General features: G+C 41.6%; 18 protein-coding genes and 3 tRNA genes. 14 read left to right on the forward strand and 7 right to left on the reverse strand.

The features are described from left to right. Positions 1-402: 402 nt before the first annotated feature. The 4 genes from GZH31_RS00700 to uvrD form a co-directional block, all read right to left on the reverse strand. Positions 403-1,251 (reverse strand): CZB domain-containing protein, encoded by an 849-nt coding sequence (locus GZH31_RS00700; RefSeq protein WP_074989638.1) that lies wholly within the window; start codon positions 1,249-1,251, stop codon positions 403-405. Between the two features lie 67 nt (positions 1,252-1,318). Continuing rightward, entirely contained in the window at positions 1,319-2,329 is a 1,011-nt protein-coding gene (locus GZH31_RS00705; protein ID WP_227006853.1) for an ABC transporter substrate-binding protein, read from the reverse strand. A 76-nt stretch (positions 2,330-2,405) separates the two neighbouring features. Next, a complete protein-coding gene (locus GZH31_RS00710; RefSeq protein WP_118843895.1) occupies positions 2,406-4,478 on the reverse strand; it encodes a GNAT family N-acetyltransferase in 2,073 nt (690 codons plus the stop codon). Then, positions 4,456-6,621: a DNA helicase II gene (uvrD, locus tag GZH31_RS00715; protein WP_036974281.1), complete on the reverse strand. Its 2,166-nt coding sequence runs from the start codon at positions 6,619-6,621 to the stop codon at positions 4,456-4,458. The genes GZH31_RS00710 and uvrD overlap by 23 nt, the downstream gene beginning before the upstream one ends. A 259-nt stretch (positions 6,622-6,880) precedes the next feature. Here uvrD and GZH31_RS00720 point away from each other — a divergent pair, with 259 nt between their 5' ends. Then, a complete protein-coding gene (locus GZH31_RS00720) occupies positions 6,881-7,105 on the forward strand; it encodes a hypothetical protein (RefSeq protein WP_036974279.1) in 225 nt (74 codons plus the stop codon). A 131-nt stretch (positions 7,106-7,236) separates the two neighbouring features. Further along, complete coding sequence (locus GZH31_RS00725) at positions 7,237-7,605, forward strand: YacL family protein (RefSeq protein WP_036974277.1); 369 nt, start codon at positions 7,237-7,239, stop codon at positions 7,603-7,605. A 43-nt stretch (positions 7,606-7,648) separates the two neighbouring features. On the opposite strand, the gene GZH31_RS00730 is transcribed toward GZH31_RS00725, so the two are convergent. Beyond that, positions 7,649-8,275, reverse strand: a complete 627-nt coding sequence (locus GZH31_RS00730; RefSeq protein WP_180311614.1) for a peroxiredoxin-like family protein — start codon at positions 8,273-8,275, stop codon at positions 7,649-7,651. A gap of 124 nt (positions 8,276-8,399) precedes the next feature. Here GZH31_RS00730 and GZH31_RS00735 point away from each other — a divergent pair, with 124 nt between their 5' ends. Continuing rightward, on the forward strand, positions 8,400-9,020 hold the full coding sequence (locus GZH31_RS00735; RefSeq protein WP_075594192.1) for a dUTP diphosphatase: 621 nt from the start codon (positions 8,400-8,402) through the stop codon (positions 9,018-9,020). 12 nt (positions 9,021-9,032) lie between these two features. On the opposite strand, the gene yrfG is transcribed toward GZH31_RS00735, so the two are convergent. Further along, positions 9,033-9,689, reverse strand: coding sequence for a GMP/IMP nucleotidase (gene yrfG, locus GZH31_RS00740; RefSeq protein ID WP_036974272.1), 657 nt, complete (start codon positions 9,687-9,689; stop codon positions 9,033-9,035). Between the two features lie 61 nt (positions 9,690-9,750). Between yrfG and nudE the strand changes: the two genes are divergently transcribed. The 11 genes from nudE (at position 9,751) to GZH31_RS00795 (ending at position 22,525) form a co-directional block, all read left to right on the forward strand. Further along, positions 9,751-10,323 carry an ADP compounds hydrolase NudE gene (gene nudE / locus GZH31_RS00745; RefSeq protein ID WP_036974304.1) on the forward strand — a complete coding sequence of 191 codons (573 nt, stop codon included), beginning with the start codon at positions 9,751-9,753 and terminating at the stop codon, positions 10,321-10,323. Continuing rightward, a complete protein-coding gene (gene cysQ / locus GZH31_RS00750; protein ID WP_036974269.1) occupies positions 10,316-11,113 on the forward strand; it encodes a 3'(2'),5'-bisphosphate nucleotidase CysQ in 798 nt (265 codons plus the stop codon). The genes nudE and cysQ overlap by 8 nt, the downstream gene beginning before the upstream one ends. Positions 11,114-11,251: 138 nt before the next feature. Then, positions 11,252-11,328, forward strand: a tRNA-Met gene (locus GZH31_RS00755). A 63-nt stretch (positions 11,329-11,391) separates the two neighbouring features. Next, positions 11,392-11,468 (forward strand) — tRNA-Met (locus GZH31_RS00760). A gap of 63 nt (positions 11,469-11,531) precedes the next feature. After that, positions 11,532-11,608: transfer RNA gene (locus GZH31_RS00765), tRNA-Met, on the forward strand. Between the two features lie 456 nt (positions 11,609-12,064). Beyond that, the gene (locus GZH31_RS00770; protein WP_180311286.1) at positions 12,065-13,171 is read left to right on the forward strand and encodes a two-component regulator propeller domain-containing protein; all 1,107 of its coding nucleotides are present in this window, start codon (positions 12,065-12,067) and stop codon (positions 13,169-13,171) included. Then, on the forward strand, positions 13,110-16,067 hold the full coding sequence (locus GZH31_RS00775; protein WP_180311287.1) for an ATP-binding protein: 2,958 nt from the start codon (positions 13,110-13,112) through the stop codon (positions 16,065-16,067). Before GZH31_RS00770 ends, GZH31_RS00775 begins: the two co-directional genes overlap by 62 nt. Before the next feature lie 297 nt (positions 16,068-16,364). Beyond that, the gene (locus tag GZH31_RS00780) at positions 16,365-19,862 is read left to right on the forward strand and encodes an Ig-like domain-containing protein (RefSeq protein WP_180311288.1); all 3,498 of its coding nucleotides are present in this window, start codon (positions 16,365-16,367) and stop codon (positions 19,860-19,862) included. Positions 19,863-19,918: 56 nt separating this feature from the next. Beyond that, positions 19,919-20,290: a hypothetical protein gene (locus GZH31_RS00785; protein WP_075594189.1), complete on the forward strand. Its 372-nt coding sequence runs from the start codon at positions 19,919-19,921 to the stop codon at positions 20,288-20,290. Between the two features lie 70 nt (positions 20,291-20,360). After that, a complete protein-coding gene (locus tag GZH31_RS00790; RefSeq protein WP_036974258.1) occupies positions 20,361-20,975 on the forward strand; it encodes a trimeric intracellular cation channel family protein in 615 nt (204 codons plus the stop codon). Between the two features lie 38 nt (positions 20,976-21,013). Then, positions 21,014-22,525: a YifB family Mg chelatase-like AAA ATPase gene (locus GZH31_RS00795; protein WP_180311289.1), complete on the forward strand. Its 1,512-nt coding sequence runs from the start codon at positions 21,014-21,016 to the stop codon at positions 22,523-22,525. A 96-nt stretch (positions 22,526-22,621) separates the two neighbouring features. Here GZH31_RS00795 and GZH31_RS00800 read toward each other — a convergent pair whose 3' ends face one another. Then, a complete protein-coding gene (locus tag GZH31_RS00800; RefSeq protein WP_036974296.1) occupies positions 22,622-23,326 on the reverse strand; it encodes a response regulator transcription factor in 705 nt (234 codons plus the stop codon). Between the last annotated feature and the right edge of the window lie 105 nt (positions 23,327-23,431).

Below are 23,431 nucleotides of genomic sequence, written 5' to 3' on the forward strand. Positions count from 1 at the left end.
CTGACATTCACGGCTAAAGCCGTTCCCACGCTTTGTAATCAGATGTTTAATCACAATTCCCATGTTGTTTAATCATGACGACAAGAATGAAAGATTCCCTTAAATTGCTCACTTCGCTTCTGGTTCAAATAACTAGGCGTAGTAGGAGGCACTTTAGTGCCGAAGTGTCTGATATGCCCTTCATACATAACCACTGACATTCACGGCTAAAGCCGTTCCCACGCTTCTTAATCACAATGACAGAAGTGCAAGGGGCTCTAAATCGCTCATTTCACTTCTGGCTCAAATAATTAGGACGTAGAGGCACTTGAGTGCCGAAAGTGTCTGATATGCCCTTCATGCATAACCACTGATATTCACGGCTATAGCTGTTCCAACGAGATAGTGATTCATTGCTAGTTATTAAAACAAGCCATATTCTTCGGTCTCTTCGGCTTCATGGCGCATTAAATGCTCAGGGCGGAATATGGCGCTAGGATCGAGTAACAAACTATGCTTGTTTTTCATTTTGATTAAACCACGCATCATATTTCTAGTTTGAGGATCAACATCAAAACCTACGGAGGTAAGCTTATCAAGCGGTTTAATATCCTCTTTCTTTACATTGATATTGTCTTCTACCTTGTCAACGAGGAGGCCTATATGAGGTGTTACGCCATCTTTAGTGGTAAAGATTATGATAGGCTTGTAATCCAGAATAATCTGCTCTCTTGCAGACTCAAACAAGCGTATTAACTGATTAAACACTTGGCGCTTCTTTTCTTCAAACAAACGAATAACGTTCTCTTTTGTCATTGTTTTTTGAAGGTCTAAGAATTCACGCGCCATGGCGTGCAATTCTCTGTGGGGGGTGTCGAACTTATCGAGGATATTTTGCAGGTCTTCGTTGTCAGTTTTAAAGCTGTTGTACCATCGGCCAAAATCGCATTTATCCGGATCAATTGTGTTTGTGAAGGCTGCGCCTGTGAGCAGGCTATGCTCTAGTGCGCTCAACCATTGTTGGTGATCTTTTTCTTTTTCAACCAATAAGTCAGTGAGCTCTGCATTTGTCTTATTGGTTGATTGGTTATTAAGTACAATGCCTAAATCAAAGATGGGCGTGGGTGTTTCCATGTAATCTTTTACACCAATGAAGCTTTTATTTTCATTAGGCAAAGATGTCAGGTTATTTTCGTAACGTTCTGTTAGAAGAATATCGAGAATCTTAAGTGAAATGGTCTTTTGCCCAACACGAAAATTAATCAGATCCATATTTCCCTCAAAGCCTTGTTAAGTCTTTAAAGCATAGAACATTATTTCGATTTAGCAGTAGTTAATTTCAATTACTTTTAAAATAGGATCGGTAGATCTTTTTATCCGTGTTGTTTGTCTGATTGTTAAATAAATCGGCAAACTCAGACGTATCACTAAAGAGCTTATTTAGTTCAGTCAGTAAGCATTGATTATTCAACGGTGTTGTGCACTTTTGTGCGGCGCTCACTAACGCAACTGCATTCAAATAGCCTTCAAAAATAATTCTGTTAGGGCTTGTGTTATAGGGCTTGATATCTGCTCTAAATTGCTTGCATAAGGAGTTGTCACACTGATTGGGGTCTGGCACAACCTCCGTTACCATAATAGTACTTGGGTGGTGAATGAGAGAGTATAAATCAAAACTCGACACAAATGATACTGAGGTATAGTCGGGTTTGAAACCTTGCTCGTATCCAGTATTAATAAATTCGGCTAATGGTTGATAAGTGCCTACCATGCATACTGCGGTGACTCCACTAACTTTAAGTTGTTCTAGTGCCTTTGATATCTCTTCGCTATTTCGTTTGAAACGTGCAACTTCAACCGGTACCAAATCGTGTTTTTGCAGTGCCATTATTAAGTTACTTTCAACTAAAAAACCAAACTCATCGGCTTGGATCATCAACCCTATTTTTTTATGCTTGCGCTCCTGAACTAAATAATTAATTTGCTCTATCGCTTCATCTTGATAGCTTGCGCGTAAGTTAAAGACGTTTGGCATTGACTGGTTATGGAGAAAGTCAGCACCAGTAAAAGGCATCAGGAAGGGCACTCGATGTCTATCTAAAAGGGGCTTAATCGCATTTGCAGTCGGTGTACCCATCGAGCCGAAAATAGCGTCTATTTTGTCATTAAATAAAAATTGTCGTGTGTTTACAACGGTGTTTTTAGGCTCATAACCGTCATCAGCAAGAATAAGATCAATATTTTGACCATGTATTCCATCACGTGCATTTACTTTGTTGAAATAGATTGTACTACCCAGTGCTAATTGCTCGCCGATGTGTTTTGCAGGACCAGTTAGTGCGGTAGACATCCCTAATTTTATAGGTGGCTGTGTATGTTGAGTGTTTCCTATAATAGGCACGAAAAGCAAGCAAATCGCTAGGCGCTTAACGGTTGCTCTTATTAAGTAAAGTAAACTGGGCATACCAATCGTGTACTGCTTTTTTGAACCGAATGTCGAACTCTTTTTTACCCGTGAAGTGTGCTTCATCAATTACGCTTTTCACATCAATTTGCTGTAATACTAGTCTAATAAGGATCATTTTTGTATCTTGGTCGAGTAAATTTAGACTAATAGGCATGTGCCAAATAAGCTGCCACAGTAAGGGTTGTAATTTAAAGAGTGAAACGTCGTTGTTGAGTAACCTGTCTGCTCTATTAAGCATTTCTGAAGAGCAACCTATTGTTGAATAGCCTGAGAGTAGTTCATCAACTAGTTGCCATGGTAAAGAGTTAAAATGCCCAAATAGTTGCACGGATAGGTCTTGCTTAAATTCTTCTTTTAATTGCTCTGTGACTGCTTTGCTTTGTGTTTTTAATGGCTTAATAACAAGTGCAGCATGTTCTGCAGTGGCTTTATCACGGTTAAAACCTAGCTTTACAAGGCGAAAACCATTTGTTTTCCAAAACCTAACTAATGACGCATTTGCCCCAAAACTTGCACCAAAGAAATCGCACGTACTTAGTTGTTGTTGGCAAAAATCTAATAAGGCAGATCCTATACCTTGTTGGTGGCTCTCTGGTGCTACAGCGATTCTCACAACGCGTGCAGAGTGACCTGTTAGCCACTGCGTATCATGCGTTAACTGAGTTAATGTTTGTGCCATTAAATGCCCTTGCGGGCGGCGTTCGCCTGTTATTACTTGCTCTGCAATATCTTGCGATAGTCCCCCTTCAATTGCGACTAAACAGACGGCTTGTAGGTTTTCTGCTTGTCGGCAAATAAATAAGTGTAATTCAGGTGCATCAAGCAATTGACGTAAATCACTCACACTGGTTTGGTAGTGCGCTAACGCGAGGAGTGCCATAACTTGGCTTAATAAGTGTTCATCACGAATAAGGCGCTCCTTGCTAACCTGCTCGAACTGCAAAGGTAACGAACTAGCGACTTGATTGTATTGCGCATCAAGCAGTAATAAATCGCGTATGGCGTACTCAAGCGGATCATGCTTTGCAAAGCGGATCGGTGCGTCTAAGTTTATTGTCTTTAATGACTTAAACTGGCTGCGCAAATAATGTAAAAAGCGCAGTGTATAACCGCGGCCATTGCCTTCATAACCGACCATGGTGCTAGCAAACACAATACGTGGGTACGAGTGTAAAATTTGCATTAGCATAGGAACAGGGATAGCTGCAGCTTCATCTATAAATAGCAGATCGCATTGAGGTTTTTCATTAAGGAGGTTATCAGGAGCACTATAACTTAGGTTTGCAAGTTGCTTGCAATTGGCTTGCAAAGGGACATTAAGTTGTTCAGCTAAGTGTTTAAATGTGGTTTGCACCGCTTTAACTTGAGTCGCACACAGCAGTATTTTTTTATCCTTTAATGCAGCAGCTGCAAGGCCTAATGCGGCTGATTTTCCTCGCCCTCTATCAGCACTAATTACGAGAGGACGATGTGCGCGACCCTGTGCTGTTTTAATTATTTGCTCAATACACGCCTGTTGTTGAGAAAAGTCAATTAATGCGTGATGTGGGTGTATTGTTTGATATGTCGTTGGCGTGATGTGCTGCTTAAAAATGTGTGTTTGCGACTCTAATAATGTAGTTAGGCGTTCATTAAAGAAACTATGCGTTATTGTTTGTCCAAACGATGTGACGTTTTCAAGCGCAGGATCGACCCATGTTGGGTCATTCGGGAGTAATAAAATAAACACACCACCGGCTTTAACTGTACCGGCAAGCGCGGCTAACTTATCTGCATACAGTCCACTAAAACCATCAAAAATCGCGTGTTGAAACTCTTGTCCAAGAATTTGATGAACATGCTTTGGGAAGGCGCTATTTTTTAATTGATGGCAACTGCTAAACACATACGTGTTTGGCAGTGACAGTTGATTGGCAAATGCATAACACCAGGTTGCATCACCTTGCACCACAATAAGCTGACGATGCTTGGCAATCGTCAGCTCAGTGATGAGCATGCTTAGGTAGTCGTTATAAGGCTTGAAGTCTTGCATACTGAGTAACAAGCCACTTACTGCCTAAATCATCAAAGTTCACTTGAATACGTGACTGTGCACCACTGCCTTCATAATTTAGTACCGTTCCTACACCAAATTTTGCATGTAAAACGCGTTGCCCTAAATTAAAGCCACTGTCTTCAAATGCGGCATGTGTGACTGATGAGCTAAAACGGCCTGCGGCTGGGGGCCTTGAAACTTGTGTTTTGATACGAATTTCCTCAACACAGTCTTCTGGCATTTCGCGCAAGAATCGAGAGGGGCTGTGGTATTTTTCTTGGCCATATAAACGGCGAGTTTCAGCGTGACTAATGTACAGCTTTTCCATCGCTCGGGTCATGCCTACATAACACAAACGGCGCTCTTCTTCTAAGCGACCAGACTCCTCATTACTTTGCTGTGAAGGAAACATGCCTTCTTCAACACCCACCATAAAAACAAGCGGGAACTCAAGGCCTTTTGCTGAATGAAGTGTCATCATTTGCACGGCATCTTCGTGCTCATCGGCTTGACCTTCGCCTGATTCGAGAGAAGTGTACGCAAGAAAGCCTTGCAGTGGTGAGCTGAATTCTTCGTCTTCAGGTAGCTCATATTGGCCACAGGCACTAATGAGCTCTTCTAAGTTTTCTACGCGAGCGCGGCCTTTTTCACCTTTTTCAGCTTGGTACATGGCCATCAACCCTGAAGTTTGAATCGCGTATTTAGCTTGCTCTTCTAAGGTAAGATCACTGATTTTGTCTTCAATGTGCTCAACCAGCTCTAAAAATTTTGTTACTGCACTGGCTGCACGCCCAGATAGATGCTGCTGTTCAATAATGGCTTTTGCAGCATACCACAGAGGAAGAGACTCGTTCCGCGCACAGTCACGAATGTGGCTGAGGGTTTTATCTCCAATGCCACGAGCAGGGGTGTTAATAACGCGCTCAAAGGCGGCATCATCTTGGCGATTACCCACTAAGCGCAGGTACGAAAGGGCGTCTTTAATCTCTTGACGCTCGAAGAAGCGCATGCCGCCATAAATGCGGTATTTAAGCCCTTCTTGTAACATGGCTTCCTCGAGTACACGAGATTGCGCATTGTTACGGTATAGAATCGCGGCATCTTGCAAGGCATTACCAGCATTTAACCAGCTACGCAGTTTACTGCTTACGAAACGGGCTTCATCTAATTCGTTAAAAGCGGCATACACCGAAATTGGTTCACCTTCGTTACCATCGGTCCAGAGGCTTTTACCCATGCGTTCAGCATTATTTTTAATTAGCGCATTGGAGGCTTTTAATATTGTGGCTGTTGAGCGGTAGTTCTGTTCAAGACGAATGGTTTCGGCTTCGAAGTCGGTTAAAAAGCGTTTAATATTCTCAATACGTGCACCGCGCCAACCATAGATACTTTGGTCATCATCACCTACTATCATAATGCTGTTGGTGTTTCCTGCTAGCAGCTTTAACCAAGCATATTGAATCGTATTGGTATCTTGGAACTCGTCTACCAACATATGAGCAAAACGCTGCTGATAATGACGCAGTAGCGTAGGGTGATTGTTAAGTACTTCGTAGCAGCGTAATAAAATTTCTGCAAAGTCGACCAAACCAGCACGATCACATGCTTCTTGATATGCTGCATAAACTTTCAGCATCATTTGCTCATTGATATCGTAAGCCTGAATATCTTTAGGGCGCAGACCTTCGTCTTTTTTAGCACTGATGTACCAGCTAAACTGTTTCGCTGGCCACTTTTTATCATCGATATTCATTGCTTTAAGTAAGCGTTTGATCATTCGCTGCTGATCGTCTGAATCTAAGATTTGAAAGCTTTCAGGTAATTTTGCTTCACGATGATGTGCACGCAAAATACGGTGAGACAACCCGTGGAAAGTGCCAATCCACATGCCACCAACAGGCGCTTTTAAGGTTTCTTCTACGCGAGAGCGCATCTCTTTTGCAGCTTTATTGGTAAAGGTGACCGCAAAAATACTGTAGGCAGAGGCTTGCTCAACTTGCATTAGCCATGCGATACGATGAACAAGTACTCGAGTTTTACCAGAACCTGCACCAGCAAGTACTAGCATATTTTGCAATGGGGCTGCGACTGCATCCCGTTGTTTGTCATTTAAGCCATCGAGTAATTCAGAAACGTCCATCGTTACGCCTTTTCAATCTATAATGAGAGGAGTATAACAGGTGTTTATGCAAGGCTAAATAAAATACTGTTTTTATAAACAGCTATTTTGGCAAGTTATTAAAATTGCATAATAAAAATTGTGAATTTGACCTATTTGTGGCAAAAAGAACTAAAATAAAAACAGTGTGAAAATTTAACGTGTTGATTTATAAAATATAATAAGTTGGCATGAAGTGTGTTTATAAAAAGTATAATCATCAAAAACTACAGAGGTTAGTATGGCAGAGCAAGGTTCTGGCGGTAATGTAATCGCAGCAATATGTAATATCTTTTTTCCCGGTTTAGGGCAACTGGTGCAAGGTCGTTTGATGGCGGCGATCGCATTTTTCTTAGCGTGGATCATAAGTGGGGTATTAATTTATGTCGCCGTTGGTTTCATATTACTTCCGATTGTATACCTATGGGCAATCATTGATGCCGCGCGTTTCAAGTCGCGACTCTAGCAATTTTTTATATATCTAAACAGCATTAACACTAGCGCCATTGGGCGCTAGTGTTGTTTTTGGCCTTCTGAACTCGCTACTGCATGCCGCAACCGATATAATTACTGCATCAAGAGTTGTGAGTATTTACGATGGAATATCAATTTATCCGCGATCCAATGAGCGGTTTACGTATTAAAATTTCGACTGAACATGCGGTTATCGGTCGTTGGTTGAATGAAGAAATAGGCAAAGAAAAAATAGCGATGGTCCAGGCGCTAATTTCCGCCGTTAAAAATAGCCATGAGCCCTTAACACTGCAAGGCCAAGAAATAGATTTGATTTTGAGTAAGGACGAAGCGTTGTTTGAAGCTCATGCTCTTCATCAAGATAATGAAGATCTCATGGCGTATCAGGATGATGATTTAATGCTTGAAGAAGATGGCTTAAGCAGTGGCTGCGGTTTTGAGGATTTTGTTGATTTAATTGAGTCTTGGCACGCGTTTGCGCAAGGTCGTTAAGCAGGGCTTAAAGCCCTACTTAATTAATCACTCGATAGTGTGTTTATTGTTCGCTCACTGATTTAACTGCGGCTAACAATACGTCTTCTGTTAAACGAACGTTATAATTAGGGTTCGCATACTGAAAGTGGATAAGCCCTTGCTTATCTACTACAAAAACAGCAGGAACGGGTAACGCAACCTGTGCTTTGCCATCGAGTGATACAAAGTTAACCCCTAACTTGTTGCGATAAATTTTTGCGGTCTTGTCATCGAGATAAAATGCCAATCCCAACGTTTGGCTCAATGCCAAACTATCATCAGAGAGTAGTTGATAGTTCGCAGAGGTTATTTTAGTCTCGGCTAGCTTTTCTGGACTATCCGGAGATATTGCAATAATTTGTGCCCCCAAGTCTGCTAATTGATCCTCAATTTTTTGTACGTTGGCTAATTGCTTGGAACAATAGGGACACCATCCACCTCGGTAAACGATTAATACGGTAGTTTTTTCTTTAAAACGTTTTTTTAAAGAAACGGTTGTGCCGTTTTGGTCTTTTAAATCAACATCTGGAATTGTTAATCCAGGCAATAGTGGACTGACGTGCTCTGCCGAGTCAGCAATATTATGAGCTGTGGCTGCAAGTGTTTGGCTAGATAGCACAAGTAATGCACTAACAAGAAGGGTTCTCAGCATGGTATTCCTCAATTATTTTTTTCAACTGCTTATGAAGACCTGCTTAGCTGTTTTTTAATTTCATCAATGCTGAATTTATCTGTAGTATATAGCTAAATAAAAATGCAAGTTGGGATTAAAAATGTCTGCTAATTTACAAAAAATCGTTGTCATGCTTGAGATGCAAAATGCCATGAATACAAAAGTGCATGAGCAATGGTTTAGCCAAGGTTTTGAATGGTATCGTGCTATTTGGGTTGAGTGTGCTGAAATGCTCGACCACTATGGTTGGAAATGGTGGAAAAAACAAACCCCAGATACTGAGCAAGTTATTTTGGAGCTGGTCGACATTTTCCATTTTGGTTTATCACTGCGTATCGACGGGGAAACAAGTTACGAGCAACTTGCCGCTCAACTTGAAGCTGAACTAAGTGCGCCTGAGCAAGCTGACGATTTTAAACAAACGCTTGAGTTATTGGCTGCAACCGCCGTTGCTGAAAAGCGTTTTAATGCTGCCGCATTCGCTGGATGTATGGCGCAAATTGGCATGGATATCGACGATTTATATCGTGGCTATGTTGGCAAAAATACACTTAATTTCTTCCGCCAAGATCATGGTTACAAAGATGGCAGTTATATAAAGGTGTGGAACGGTCAAGAAGATAACGAGCATTTAGTTGAAGTCGTTAAAAGCCTCGGTACGGAGCATGCTGATTTTGCAAAGCTTGTCTATCAAGGCTTAGAGCAGCGTTACCCTAAATAAACCTATTTATGCTCATTTTAGGGGCATGAAGTCACGAAAGTCGGTGGTAGATAAATAGCCATCGAACTGTTTATGCGGTTGTCGGCTATCAGGGTTGGCAACCGCAAGTATATGGCCTATGCCAAACTCTTTGGCCGCATCGAGCACTGCGGGACTGTCATCAACAAATAAAGTGCGCGCTTTATCAAACTGCCATTCTTGTTGCACTTGCTGCCATAAAGGTTGATGTTCTTTACTCACACCATATTGATGGGTTGAAATAACGCCATCTAAATAATTGTCTATTGCCGTTAACTCAAACTTTAACATGACACAATCTGGGTGGGCATTCGTAAGTAAGATTAATTCTTTGCCTGTTTTTCTAAGTTCGGTTAGAAAAGGGGGGACGTCTTCGCGAATTTTTATTAAATGCTGAATATCACGCTTTAACGCCATAATGGGTAAATCGAGTTGCTGTTGCCAGTAATCTAAACAATACCAACTTATTTGGCCGCTTACTTTTTGATAGCGTTGAAAAATGTCTGTTTTCGCCTGCTCTAAACTGAGTCCATGCTTTAATGCATATTGTTCGGGAATAACGGTAAGCCAAAAGTAATTATCAAAATGCAAATCGAGCAGAGTGCCATCCATATCAAGCAGTACTGTATCGATTTTTGACCAATTTAACATAGGCAATTCACTTTAAAAGATTTATCATGAGTGTAACTGACATGATAGCAAATTAATGCCAATGACACAGAAAAAGCACCCAACACCTCCGCAAATATTGTCTAACGAAGTCGTCGCCAAAAGCCGACTATTTACTGTTGAATCTCTGGCTTTGAAGTTTTCAAATGATGAACAAAGGCAGTATGAAAGAATTCGTGGTGGAGGCCGGGGAGCTGTGATGATTGTGCCCGTTACAGCTGATAATGAATTGCTATTAGTAAGGGAATATTGTGCAGGCACGAACGACTATCAACTCGGTTTTCCTAAGGGCTTAATTGATCCTGGAGAAACACCAGAGCAAGCCGCAAACCGAGAGCTTAAAGAAGAGGTCGGTTTTGGTGCGAAGCATTTTTCTGCACTAAAAAAAGTAACGATGGCACCCAGTTACTTTAATGCCACTATGCATATTCTCTATGCAGAGCAACTTTATCCAGAAACGTTACCTGGTGATGAGCCTGAACCGCTCGTTGTTGTTAAATGGCCAATACAAGATTGGCAATCTTTATTACAACAAGATGACTTTACTGAAGCACGAAGTGTTGCAGCTTTGCTATTATTAACAAAGTACCTAGAGTCAGGAGCGGGCAATGAATAATTTTTTAGAACCGTGCATTCGTTTAGCTGAGCAGGCAGGTGAGGCTATTATGGCTATTTATCAGCAAGATGATATTGGTGCTGAAGAAAAGTCAGATAATACACCCGTAACGAAAGCTGACTTGGCATCGAACGAAGTATTGATGGCAGGCCTAAGAAAGTTGGCTCCCGATATTCCGATTATGTCTGAAGAGACGCCTATTCCAGCACTTGAAGATAGGAAACATTGGCAGCGATATTGGTTGCTAGATCCTATGGATGGTACGGGAGAGTTTATTTTAGAAAGTGGCGACTTTGCGGTAAATATTGCGTTGATTGAAAACAATCATCCCGTCTTAGGCGTTATACACTGGCCAGCTAAACAAGTGACGTATTTCGCAAGTTATCAAAATGGTGCGTTTAAACGTGAAAATGGCCAAGATAAGCAAATTTCGGTAGCAACGCCAGATAACTTAACATTAGCGGTGAGTCGCAGGCAAAAAATTGAGGCGGTCAGTCAATATTTAAATACTCAGTTTGCCACCGTAGCATTAGGGTCATGTTCATTAAAGGCTTGCATTATTGCTGAGGGAAAAGCAGATTGCTTTTTACGTATTGGCCCAACAGGTGAATGGGATACTGGTGCATCTCAAGTAATTGTCGAAGAAGCTGGCGGATGCATTACTGACGCTGAATTTAACCCACTGACTTACAATCAACGAGAAAGTACTGAGAATCCTGATTTTATTGTAATGGGACACCCAGATTGGGAGTGGCAAAAAATGATCAGTCCTCATCAACGTGCTATTTAGAGTAGTTTTGTGTGCTTTTTGTTCGCTTGAACCGCTTTTATTATTATAACCCTTGATTTCTAATTTTTTTGCTATATTATAGCGCTCTCTCTGGTACAGGGCATCGTTAACATGCTTATGTTACTAAGAGATTACAGGCGCGGGATGGAGCAGCCTGGTAGCTCGTCGGGCTCATAACCCGAAGGTCGTCGGTTCAAATCCGGCTCCCGCAACCAATTTTTTAAATTGGCTGACTTCTTAAATTAAGTGAGAAGAAAAATAAACTTAATAATTTCAGGCGCGGGATGGAGCAGCCTGGTAGCTCGTCGGGCTCATAACCCGAAGGTCGTCGGTTCAAATCCGGCTCCCGCAACCAATTCTTTGAATTGGCTGACTTCTTAAATTAAGTGAGAAGAAAAATAAACTTAATAATTTCAGGCGCGGGATGGAGCAGCCTGGTAGCTCGTCGGGCTCATAACCCGAAGGTCGTCGGTTCAAATCCGGCTCCCGCAACCAACTGAAATTAAATTAGCAAACATGATCAGACACGCCACCGCGTGTTTTTTTATGCCTGAAATTCAGGTTTATAATCCGAAGGTCGTCGGTTTGCCTTCATTATTTACTGCTCCCGCAACCCACTGAAATTAAATTAGCAAACATGATCAGACTCGCAGCCGCGTGTTTTTTTATGCCTGAAATTCAGGTTTATAATCCGAAGGTCGTCGGTTTGCCTTCATTATTTACTGCTCCCGCAACCCACTGAAATTAAATTAACTAAAATTATTAGATACACATCAACGTATTTTTGCCTGAAACAATAGCGGTATTATTGGGCTTAAACGTGATGAGCTTTAGAACCGACTATAATAAAAGCTTTTCTTTCATGTAGTTAAAATGGGGAACTATTATGAATGTTAACTGAACTGAACTATTCTTTATTAATAACTAATAATAAATGTGTAGCTTTTAGGGATGACTCGGTTTCTTATTTATCTTTTTAGTCTATTTTTTTTACCTTTTGCGTGGCCTGCGTTTCAAAATTTCAGTATTGATAATGGCTTATCACAAAGCGTTGTATTTGATATTCAACAAGATCAGCAGGGGTTTGTATGGTTCTCTACGCAAGCAGGGTTAAACCGCTTTGATGGGAATGAATTTATTGTTTTTTCGTCAACAGGAGAAAACAATAGTTTAACGAATAACTACATTTATCCGCTTGCACTCGATAACGAATCGCACCTTTTTATAGGCACCCGCAATGGGGGCGTAAATCAACTCCCGTTATACGATTACCAATTTTCTTCGCCCATTTTAACAGACTACCGTATTACCAGTTTGTTTGTTGATTCTCACGTGCTGTATATCGGCACGTATGATGGCAGTTTATTCGCTTACAATAAACGCAATGAAAAAGTGACCCCACTAGTGCGGGATATAAAAAAGCCTATTTATGCGATAACAAAAATACACGATGTATTGTGGCTAGGTACTCATGGTGCAGGATTAATTCATTATGATCTTGCTAAGCAACAACGTGTCAGTACGTTGTTGAATGGATTTACAAAGCCGCCTAGCATTCATTCGAGTATCTTTGCGATAAAGCAGGCAAATGACGAAACAATATGGTTGGCCAGTCAAGGCGGTGGGTTATTTAAGATTGATTTATCAGCAAAATCGATGCAGCAATGGCTTAAATCGAGCGACTCAGAGTACGGGTTAACCAGTAACGAAATTCGTGATATCGAGTTTGATCAGCAAGGTCGAGTATGGCTTGCAACGCGAGGGGGCGGCATCAATATTTTTGATCGCAAAACCAACACGTTTACTGCTTTAACCCATGACCCATTTGACAGATATAGCTTAGCGCACGACCGAGTTTACAGTATTTACCGTGATAGTAGCGATATTATGTGGTTTGGTACTGCCAATGGTATCAGCAAGCTAGATCCTGCTTCACTTCAATTCAGTAAATTAAAAAAACCGACACCGCTTTCAAGTAAAGATGCTTGGGCGCTATTTGAAGATTCGCAGCAACGTATTTGGTATGGCAGTTGGGGGGGGCGGGATAGATATCCTTGATCAACAATTAAACCGTATTAAACACCTCGTGGCGAGCAACTTACCCAATTCAATTACCAGTAACGCAATTAAAGCGATAACCGAAGATTTAAATGGAGACATTTGGGTTGGTAGTTGGCAGCAGGGTATTGATGTGCTCCACCAAGATGGCAGTGTGACACATTTTCGAGCTGATGAAGGGAGCCATGGATTAACTGAAAACAGTATTTACGCCTTGCTGGTGGATGAGAAAAATAATGTCTGGGTAGGGACGAATGGTGGTGGATTATTTTGTTTTGATAGGCAATTAGGTCGGTTTATCAGTTTTTCAGAAAAACAGGCACATTCTCAATTAGTCATACCTACAGCAAGGGTGACAAGCTTATATCAAAGCTCCGCAACAGACATGTGGATAGCAACCGATGGGGATGGGGCGTATTACTATAACTTTGCGACTGATTCTTTAATTAATTATCGCAAAGGTAACCCCGCATCTGCTTTATCTGATAATACGGTGAGAGCCTTTTTACAGGAAGGTTCACGTATGTGGTTAGCGACGTCTAATGGAATAAATATCATTGACACCAATAGCCAGCAAGTAAAGGTTATTAATGTGGCAGATGGTATGCCTAATCAAGTGATTTATGCTTTATTAAAAGGCAATGATGGCATGGTTTGGGTAAGTACAAACAATGGATTAGCTAAAATAAATCCAGAGAATTTTGCAATCACCAGTTATAAAGCTCGTCACGGTTTGCAAGGCAATGAATTTAATGCCGGCGCCTATCTGAAAATGCGAGATGGCCGGTTAATGTTTGGCGGCACCCAAGGTGTAAGTGTTATTAACCCTGAAACACTCGTTAAGAATAAACAAGGTGGGCAGTTAGCATTAACGCGTTTACAGTTTGACGATCAAGACCTTATTACTTCTGCTGGGAGTAAGCTCGGTAGCCTTTACCAAATCGAGAAGAGTCGCATCGTCACAGTGCCAGCCGATATTACACGCATGCACTTACAGGTCAGTTATTTGCATTATTCAGAACCTAAAACTAATAAGTATTCTTACCGTTTAGAAGGTTTTGAACAGCAATGGAGAAATGTAACTGGTCCTTACTTATCAATAGATTACACCAACTTACCGCCTGGCAGTTATCAGCTTATCGTTAAAGCAAGTAGCGAAAGTGGAGCGAACGCACTCGCCCCATTGTTATTGAATATCAAAGTACTGGCTCCATGGTGGCAAAGCCCTGCTTTTTATGTTGTTTGTGCAGTACTTGTCTTATGTTTGGTGTGGTTATTAACGGTGCTTTGGACCTATCGGATCCGTAAACAAAAGTATCAACTAGAGCAACTTGTCAATGAGCGCACTGATGAAATTGCAGAGCAAAAAGCGCTGATAGAACAGCAAGCTGATGCGCTTAGTGATTCGCTTGAAAATAAAGTGCGCTTTTTTACGCATGCATCTCATGAGTTACGTACGCCACTTAGTTTGTTAATCGCACCATTGCAGCGTCTTATTTTTAATGAAAAAAACACAGATAAACGTGAGCAGTTAACCTTGGTATTACGAAACAGTCGACGTTTAGAAAATCTGGTCGATAAACTCTTAACATTGACCCGTTATGATGAGCGCAATGAAGAGATTATTAAGGTTGTATCCTTGTCTGCGATTGCGCGTGAGGTTGCAGGACAGTTTTCTGTACTCGGTGAGCAATCAGTAGAGTTTTATGTTGAAATAGAAGAAGCAATTTTTATATCAAGCACCCGAGAGGGGCTAATTACTATATTAAGCAATTTACTCAGCAATGCCTTCAAGTATACAAAACAAGGGAGTGTAAGCTTAAAAATAACAACGCATGATAACAATGCCTTTATTGAGGTGACCGATACAGGTAAAGGGATTGCTGATGCGGAGAAAGAGAAAGTATTTGATATCTTTTACCGTGTAAGCAGCCAAGCCAATGTAGAAGGCAGTGGTGTTGGGTTAGCCATTGTGAAACGTCTCGTTGATAAGTATCAAGGCGACATTCAGCTTGTTAGTCGCTTAGCGGTAGGCACAACATTTACGCTTCGTTTCCCATTAGCTGAGGCTCTCGAGCAGGCAACCTCGGTGAGTATCGACAGTGAGAACCTTAAAGCCAAGAAAAATTGTGAGCAACCTACCGTACTAGTTATCGAGGATAATGATGAGTTGCGTCATTATTTAAAAACTGAATTACACCCGCGTTATCAGGTATTACTGGCAGAAGATGGCCACGTTGGTTTGCAAATAGCGCAAAGCCAAGTGCCAGATTTGATAGTGACAGACCTAATGATGCCAAAAGTGGATGGCTTTGCCGTATTAGATGCGTTACATAGCTCCCCTGTTACGTGCCATATTCCCGTGATAATACTCACTGCTAAAGGAGACTATGAAACGCGGGTAAGCGGTTTAAAACAACATGCTCTGGATGTAATCACCAAGCCTTTTGACAGGGAAGAATTATTATTAAAAGTCGAAAATTGGATTGATTGGGTCAATCAATATGCGCAACAGCATGTGATTCAGGTGCCAGATCAAAGCCCACCAAAGGCAGATACTCCCGTTGATCCGCGTGATAAACAGTTACTTGAAAAGCTTGAGCACTATGTATCTGAAAATTATCAGCAACAAGGATTCTCAATGACGCATTGTGCTAAGCATCTCGCACTGAGTGAACGTCAGTTGCAGCGTAAGTTAAAAGTGTTTCTCAACATGACACCGAGTGAATATTTACGGGATTATCGACTCATAAAAGCTGCCGAGTTGTTACGCCAAGGTCGTCAAATTAGTTTGGTGATTGACGATATTGGTTTTTCATCTCGCTCACATTTCTCGAAATTTTTTAAAGTAAAATATGGTATGACGGCAAAAGAATATCAGTGTCACTACGTTTAACTTATTGATTTTTATTGTTATGTCGTATTTGAGTACATTTTTGTCGGCATCAAGCATACATAATTTTTGCATCTCATCTAACCTATAAAACTTAACGAAAGATGAACCGTTTTGATGGGATCTCACGTGTTCATATTTGACGGGCAAACATAGCTGAACTCAGTATATGGTTAAGGAAGTCACGGAGATCCCGCCTTTGTTCATAATTGTTAGATTTCGCTTCCCTTGAGATATGGCAACTGTTTGTGCAGTTGCCTCTTTTTGGGTGGCTACGTAGCAATCAATGTAAGGAATGACATGATGAGCCCTCCTAATTCACGATTAATAAATCACTTTAAACAGCTACTGCTCGCGACAAGTCTTGTCGGTTTAACCGCTTGTGGTGGCAGTGGAAGCGATAGCGACGAGGATAAAAAGCCGCCAGTTGCAGAAAATAAAAGCCCTACAGTATCAATAAGCAGCGATGAAACACTCACCGAAGGTAGCGAGTTAACGCTTCTAGCAACCGCCACTGATAGTGACGGCACTATTAGTACTTATGCATGGTCGCAGATTTCTGGTCCTGATTTAGCTTTGTCGGGTAGTGACAGTAGCAGCCTAACGATAACGGCACCTGCAATTGAAGATGATGCGGATGTGGTGTTATCTGTGACCGTCACCGATGACGATGGTGCAACAGCTAATGCACAAGTCACTATTCAATTAAAGCGTAAAGTGCTCAGTGTCACAATTACAGGTATTGTAACGGATGAGCCCATTATAAATTCAAATGTGGCGGTACAAATTGGTGATGAGTTATTTGAGGTTACTGCTGATGAGCAAGGCCGCTACCGTGTTGATGTTGAAGTAGACGACTCTTTTGCTAATAAACTGGTGAAACTTGTTGCGCTAGGCGATAACGCCATCAACCCAGGTGTAGAGTTTGTTTCTCAACTTAAGTCGATTGCTACTTTAATCTCGCAAGCAGGCGAAGATGGAACACTGAGCAAAGAAGAAAACTTTAGTGTCAATATTACCAATGTAAGTACTGCTGAATTTGCTCTTATTAGTCGTGATAACGACACGGTTGATTCTGAGGATGCATTAGACAAAGCCTTGCTTGCGATTGATGCTGACGAAAAACTGCTGCTATCAGCACTAATTAAAATTATTGTTGATAATCCTGATTACAGCTTACCTGAAGGGGTAGAGTCTACGCTTGATTTAGTCAGTGACAGCGAGGGTATTGATGACTTTATCAACACCGTGAACAGTCAAGATCCAGCCTTAATAGAAACAGTAAAAGAAACCATTAAAGACGATGAAGAGTTGGTTGATAACTCATTTGGCAGTGTTGTGGGTGACTATGTTGTTATGGCGCCCAAGTATTACACGCGTTTTGGCGCGGGTCAGATTAATTTTAACGCTGATGGAACGGGCAGTTATGTTTTTATTAATTTTAATGCTTCATTCTCTTGGACACAGGACAATGATGGCGTCAGTATTACTGTTCCTGAACCAGTCAAAGTATCGTGTTATTTTGATGCAGGTACAGTGACTCAAGAAGAAATGTGCGAGTACTTAACTGATTTGGATATGCGCATTTTACTTGAAAATGACGCTAATAGAACTGTTGAGCTTTATTCAGCGTTTGAAACGAAAAACGAATCAACGACTGAGATAACATCGACAGAAGAGTTGACCGCGAATCGTACGTTAATCGATAAAACACAAACCTTAAATGTTGCCGCAGCCGATTTAGTCGGTTCATGGTATGTCGATAATACATCTGATTTTTACGGCTACAGCAGTGCCGTTAATTTTAATTTAGTTGAAGGTGGTACGGGAACACTTATCAATAATAGCAATGCACCGGTTGCGATTACTTGGTCAGTGTCTGATAACCAGTTGATGATTTCTAGCACCGATGAGTCACTTACGTTTGACTACTCGTTTTGGTTTATAAAATCACTGAATGTCGGTTACCAATTCACAGCATCTTTAATGTCTAAAACGGATGATTCAAGTATTACAAGTACAGGGTTATTTGTAAAAGATAACACGCTGCAGCTTACAAACAGTGATGTGTTGGGTAAATGGACTATTTATCAAGGTGTAAATTCAGCGCAACCTGATCTCCATTACGATGTATATGATGATGGCTTAATGAATTTTAGCCTTAATCAACATTATCGCTCTTGGCAGATTAACAGCGAAGGTGTGTTTGTTCGAAATAACTACTACACCGACACCGGAGGCATATCGGCAACCTGTGATAAACCCGACAATAGCTGCCCTGTCTATACTGAGTTTACACAACAGCTGCTAGCAAAAGATGGCGAGCACTTCTTTACCTATCGTAAATACCGTGCATTTGAAATGGATGGCACCGAAATGCCTGGATATTATGCTTCTCACATTCGAGAGTTTTCTGTTTCAAGCGATTATGGTGTAAGTCGATTTGCGCCGTATTGGTGGGAGCATATGTATGCTGAAGATGATACAAGCTATCGTTACTTCTCAAACTTCTATACTCCAAAAGAGCTTGGGGTAGAAACCATTGAGTTGGCAACTATCACTGACAAAAGTTCAGATGCTTTTGAGTACTCAATCGCAACAACCTATCAAGGCGTGTATATGCAAAACAGCTATGCACTGCAAAGTGGTAAGTTGATGTCTAATGAATGGGTGTTTGAGGTCGTTGAATTTGACCGCGATTTCTTAACTGTGTGTGTTTACAGTCAAGGAAGTAGCTGTACCGAAGATGCTAAGCAGGCATGGTACTTCGATGAGGCTATGGCTCAAGAACAAGTTGTTATAGAACGTCCCGCGACTATTCATCCTCTTGATGGTGCATGGCAACTCGCTGATGAACCTGAAGTGGCGGTGATTTTACGTGATGGTAAGTGGTTACAAATCCAAGCTATGTCAGACCCTGATGATGAGACAGCCTTTGCGGGTTATGAAATAGGTGACTTTACCTGGAACGAGTCAACAGGTGAGTTCTCTGTTCAAATTAGCGAAGATACAAATGGTAGTTTTGGTATTGATGATGCTGGAGCAATCACAGCCACCGTATCTGGTGATACGTTAACCCTAGATATTGAAGGTGAAGGTACTGTAACGCTCACACGCATTTACAGTGCAACTAATCCGCTGATAGGAGGATACTATGATGGCTCATTTGACAGTGATTTCTTTATTGCCGTATTTAAAGAAGATGGCACATTCTTAGAGTTAGCACATGATACTGAGTTTAATGAGTTAGGTATTTCAGGTGGTTATTACAGCTACGATACAGAAACTCAAAAGGTGTCAGTAGACTTCTATGAAAAAACCTATGGTAGTCCTATTGAGCAAGCCGACCCTAACTTTATTGTGAAAGCGCAAGGTAACTTTATACACTTTAAAGATGGCGACGATTTCGGCATTATGGAGCGAGTCACGCGAGTAATAGAACAAGCGACCTTTACTGAAACAGAGTTAGTGGGCTCACATGTATTTACCTACATGGCAGATGATGGCAGTGGTATGCAAACATCGAATGTTGTTATTTCAAATGATGGTACCGCAACATTTGAATTAGAGGGTGAAGTGAGAGAAGCGACATGGGAGCTACACCTAGGTTCGTTAATGATGTACAGCGACCCGACCGTTACTCAAAACTACGGTTATGGTGTACTCATGACCCCCATAATGATGATAGATGGCGGTTTTAGTGTTGAGACTTTAGGCTTCGAAGTGCCAGAAACCTATGATGATAACGATGACCCTGCTCTGCATTCTTTTGTATCAGGCAGTTTAATTAAGCAGTAACCGTGCACAGCCCAGTAACAGCAATGTTACTGGGCTTTTTTTTGAGGATTTAATCAATGAAACTATTTTATTTCTCAGTTCTTCTACTCAGCCTAACAGCCTGTAAAACAATGGATGCAGTACAAGAAGATATCAGCGATATTGGTACTAGTTTGTTTTCAAGCGAAGAAATGGATGAAAGTGCACAAGATGCATTTTTAAAAGCACAAGAAGCCTTTTATGAAGCTGATCGTGTTCGCAAGCAACATTCGCAGTTGACTGCCAAAGAGCGGAGTTTATGGCTTGAGCTAGAAGAGGACTATAACGTGTTATTAGCGACACCCAGTAAAGCGACCGAAAAGGAATCGTACTTTTCTGATACCACACTTGCTGATGGGGTTATGATGCAAAGTCTCCAATTTATTGAGCTGGTAGAAAGCGGCGAGTAATTGATTCTTCGCTTAAAAGATTGAAAAGTTTATGTTACAACGTAAGTAACATTACTTTTTAGTTACAAACATGACGGAACTTTACCACTGGTTTGATTTAATCGGCGTTGCCGTGTTTGCTGTTTCTGGGACGTTGTTAGCGTACGATAAAAAAATGGATGGCTTTGGTGTTGTTGTGTTAGCGACCGTTACAGCCATTGGGGGTGGGACCTTACGAGACCTCATTTTAGATATTCCAGTTTTTTGGTTGCATGATCAAAGTTACTTTTGGGCTATTCTAGTCTCAGTTTTTATTTCGACACGGCTAATCAATAAACAGCGCTCTATTCCGTTATATGCTTTACAAATAGCGGATGCGTTTGGTTTGGCTTTTTTTGCTGTAATGGGGGCGCAAAAAGCCCTGCTTGCAGGCATGCCAGATACCACGGCTATTATTATGGGAGTGATTACAGGTTGCTTCGGAGGCATGATCCGCGATGTACTTGCTGGCAACATACCTATGTTATTAAAAGGTGAGCTTTATGCGATCACTTGTATCGCGGGTGGCATCGTTTATACAGTGGGAATTTCACTTGGGTTAGTGACAGAAATGGCCATGGTACTGGCCATGTTAATGACCCTCACATTACGACTTGCAGCAATGAAGTGGAACCTCACATTACATGTTTTTAAATATCCCGACTAAACTGTAATAACAAGGATACATTACAGGGACAACGGAACGTGTCATTAGCTCGGATTTTCTCTCGTGCTCAAGTAGGAGTGCAAGCTCCAGAAGTCATTGTCGAAGTGCATTTAGGGAATGGCTTACCTGCTTTTCATATTGTTGGTTTACCTGAAGCCTCTGTAAAAGAGGCTAAAGATAGAGTGCGCAGTGCGCTTGAAAACTCACAATTTGGTTTTCCCGATCAGCGCATCACCGTTAATCTTGCGCCCGCTGACCTACCCAAAGACGGAGGGCGCTTTGACTTAGCCATTGCCGTTGGGATTTTAGTGGCATCAGGGCAAATAGTGTGCCCTGATATTCATCGCTATGAGTTTTATGGTGAGCTGGCCTTAAATGGTGAAGTAAGGGGAGTGAATGCTATTTTACCCTCCGTATTAGGAGCGAAAGAAAAGGGTCGGTGCTGTTTTTTACCAGCGGAAAACGACACCTTAGCCAGTCTTGTTTCTGGTGTGTCACGTAAAGCGATTTATTCTATTCAAGATGTATGGAACGACTTACTGAATCAGCAGCCCTTACCGCTTAATATTGAGTACCCAGAGCAACAAATAGAACGCGATTCAATCTATGATTTAAGTGATGTTAAAGGCCAACCTGGTGCCAAGCGTGTGTTAGAAATCGCGGCTGCGGGTGGCCATAACTTGCTTTTTTTAGGCCCGCCAGGCACGGGTAAATCGATGCTAGCACAGCGAATGCCAAGCATTATGCCGACCATGTCGGATGATGAAGCAATTAGCACCGCGGCGCTTTATTCTATTATTGGTCAGTCTGTTGATTTATCTAAGTGGCGAGAGCGTCCCTTTCGAAATCCACATCATACTTGTTCGGCAGTCGCGCTGGTTGGAGGGTCATCGAACCCGAAGCCCGGTGAAATTTCACTGGCACACAACGGCGTGTTATTTTTGGATGAGCTCCCTGAGTTTGAGCGTAAAGTGCTAGACTCGCTTCGTGAGCCAATGGAAACCGGGGTCGTAACAATATCAAGGGCTGCGAGGCAAATGGAATTTCCTTCTCAATTTCAGCTTATAGCTGCACTTAATCCCAGCCCAACGGGAAGCCATACCGACAAGCGTGCGACACCAGATCAAGTATTGCGCTATTTATCTCGTGTATCGGGTCCGTTTATTGACCGAATAGATTTACAAATTGAATTACCACGACTTACCAGCGCTCAATTGCAAAGTACCGAACCAGAAGAGAGCAGTCAGCAAGTACGTAAACGTGTGGAGCGAGCGCATGCGCTTCAGCATGCACGGCAAGGTAAAGTGAATGCACGATTGAACAATAAAGAAATGAATCGATATTGTGAGCTTGCAGCTGCAGAGTTGCAGTTTCTAGCGAGAGCCAGTGAAAAACTGGCGCTGTCACCACGTTCTTATCATCGTGTTATTAAAGTTGCCCGAACAATTAGTGACTTAAAAGAGCAACCAACGATCACCTTAAGCGAATTAAAAGAGGCATTAAATTATCGTGCCTTTGAGCGCCTAATAAGCCAATTAACACAATTTTAAATCGATGCTTTATTCAATATTTTACGTGTTTTAGCAAGCGTCACCGTGTTAGGTGGTATGTTTATAAACAATGAGTCATTTAGGCGCTGTGTATACCTAAATAGAAAGCATATAACCTTTACCACGAACTGTTACGATGCGCTTTTGGTCTTTTTCGTCACTGAGCTTTTTACGTAAACGGCCAATTAACACATCGACGGTACGGTCACTTGGGCTCCAGTCGGGTTGCCCAATCTCTTCAGATATTTTCTCTCGAGAGGTTGCTTTTCCTGCGTTGGCAATCAAGCAAATAAGCACTTTATGTTCAGCTTCAGTGAGGCGAGACTCTTCGCCACTTGGGGTGATCAAAGTGCGATTGTCAGGGTGCAGCTTAAAGTCAGCATATTCTATAAACTCTTCACTTTCATCGTCGTGTTGTGAGCCTTTTAAACGTTTGTAAAGGGCGCGCATTCTTAGCTCAAGTTCAAGCAGGTCAACCGGTTTACAAATATAATCATCAGCGCCTTGAGCAAGGCCTGCAATACGATCGGCTTGTGAGTCACGACTAGATAAAACAATTACACCAATATTGGTCAGTGCATTGAGCTCTTTGGCAAGTAACAAACCATCGCGCTTGGGTAAGACTATGTCGATCACTGCCAGAGAAATTGCATCTTGTAGAGAGGCACGTGATTGCACGATGCTTAAAGCATCGGCTCCCGTTGAATCTACCTCAATATTAAATTCAGTCTCTTTAAAATGATTGAGAATGCGTTTAACGAGAAGCTCGTCGTCTTCAACCAATAAAACTTGAATAGTCATTCGCTTTAATTTCATACTTGATTTGCTGTTATGTTAGCACTGTATGGTAAAGGCTGAGAAGTGCAATGGAGCGGTTTGTAACTGTTTCTTACAATTTAATGGCTT

This window comes from Pseudoalteromonas sp. JSTW (assembly GCF_013423925.1).
GTDB lineage: Bacteria > Pseudomonadota > Gammaproteobacteria > Enterobacterales > Alteromonadaceae > Pseudoalteromonas > Pseudoalteromonas lipolytica.

Bases quoted from the DNA above. Each gene is read 5' to 3' on its own strand.
- GZH31_RS00700 (WP_074989638.1), bottom strand. From the start codon at position 1,251: ATGGATCTGATTAATTTTCGTGTTGGGCAAAAGACCATTTCACTTAAG.
- GZH31_RS00705 (WP_227006853.1), bottom strand. From the start codon at position 2,329: ATGTCTACCGCACTAACTGGTCCTGCAAAACACATCGGCGAGCAATTA.
- GZH31_RS00710 (WP_118843895.1), bottom strand. From the start codon at position 4,478: ATGCAAGACTTCAAGCCTTATAACGACTACCTAAGCATGCTCATCACT.
- uvrD (WP_036974281.1), bottom strand. From the start codon at position 6,621: ATGGACGTTTCTGAATTACTCGATGGCTTAAATGACAAACAACGGGAT.
- GZH31_RS00720 (WP_036974279.1), top strand. From the start codon at position 6,881: ATGGCAGAGCAAGGTTCTGGCGGTAATGTAATCGCAGCAATATGTAAT.
- GZH31_RS00725 (WP_036974277.1), top strand. From the start codon at position 7,237: ATGGAATATCAATTTATCCGCGATCCAATGAGCGGTTTACGTATTAAA.
- GZH31_RS00735 (WP_075594192.1), top strand. From the start codon at position 8,400: ATGTCTGCTAATTTACAAAAAATCGTTGTCATGCTTGAGATGCAAAAT.
- yrfG (WP_036974272.1), bottom strand. From the start codon at position 9,689: ATGTTAAATTGGTCAAAAATCGATACAGTACTGCTTGATATGGATGGC.
- nudE (WP_036974304.1), top strand. From the start codon at position 9,751: ATGACACAGAAAAAGCACCCAACACCTCCGCAAATATTGTCTAACGAA.
- cysQ (WP_036974269.1), top strand. From the start codon at position 10,316: ATGAATAATTTTTTAGAACCGTGCATTCGTTTAGCTGAGCAGGCAGGT.
- GZH31_RS00770 (WP_180311286.1), top strand. From the start codon at position 12,065: ATGACTCGGTTTCTTATTTATCTTTTTAGTCTATTTTTTTTACCTTTT.
- GZH31_RS00780 (WP_180311288.1), top strand. From the start codon at position 16,365: ATGATGAGCCCTCCTAATTCACGATTAATAAATCACTTTAAACAGCTA.
- GZH31_RS00785 (WP_075594189.1), top strand. From the start codon at position 19,919: ATGAAACTATTTTATTTCTCAGTTCTTCTACTCAGCCTAACAGCCTGT.
- GZH31_RS00790 (WP_036974258.1), top strand. From the start codon at position 20,361: ATGACGGAACTTTACCACTGGTTTGATTTAATCGGCGTTGCCGTGTTT.
- GZH31_RS00800 (WP_036974296.1), bottom strand. From the start codon at position 23,326: ATGACTATTCAAGTTTTATTGGTTGAAGACGACGAGCTTCTCGTTAAA.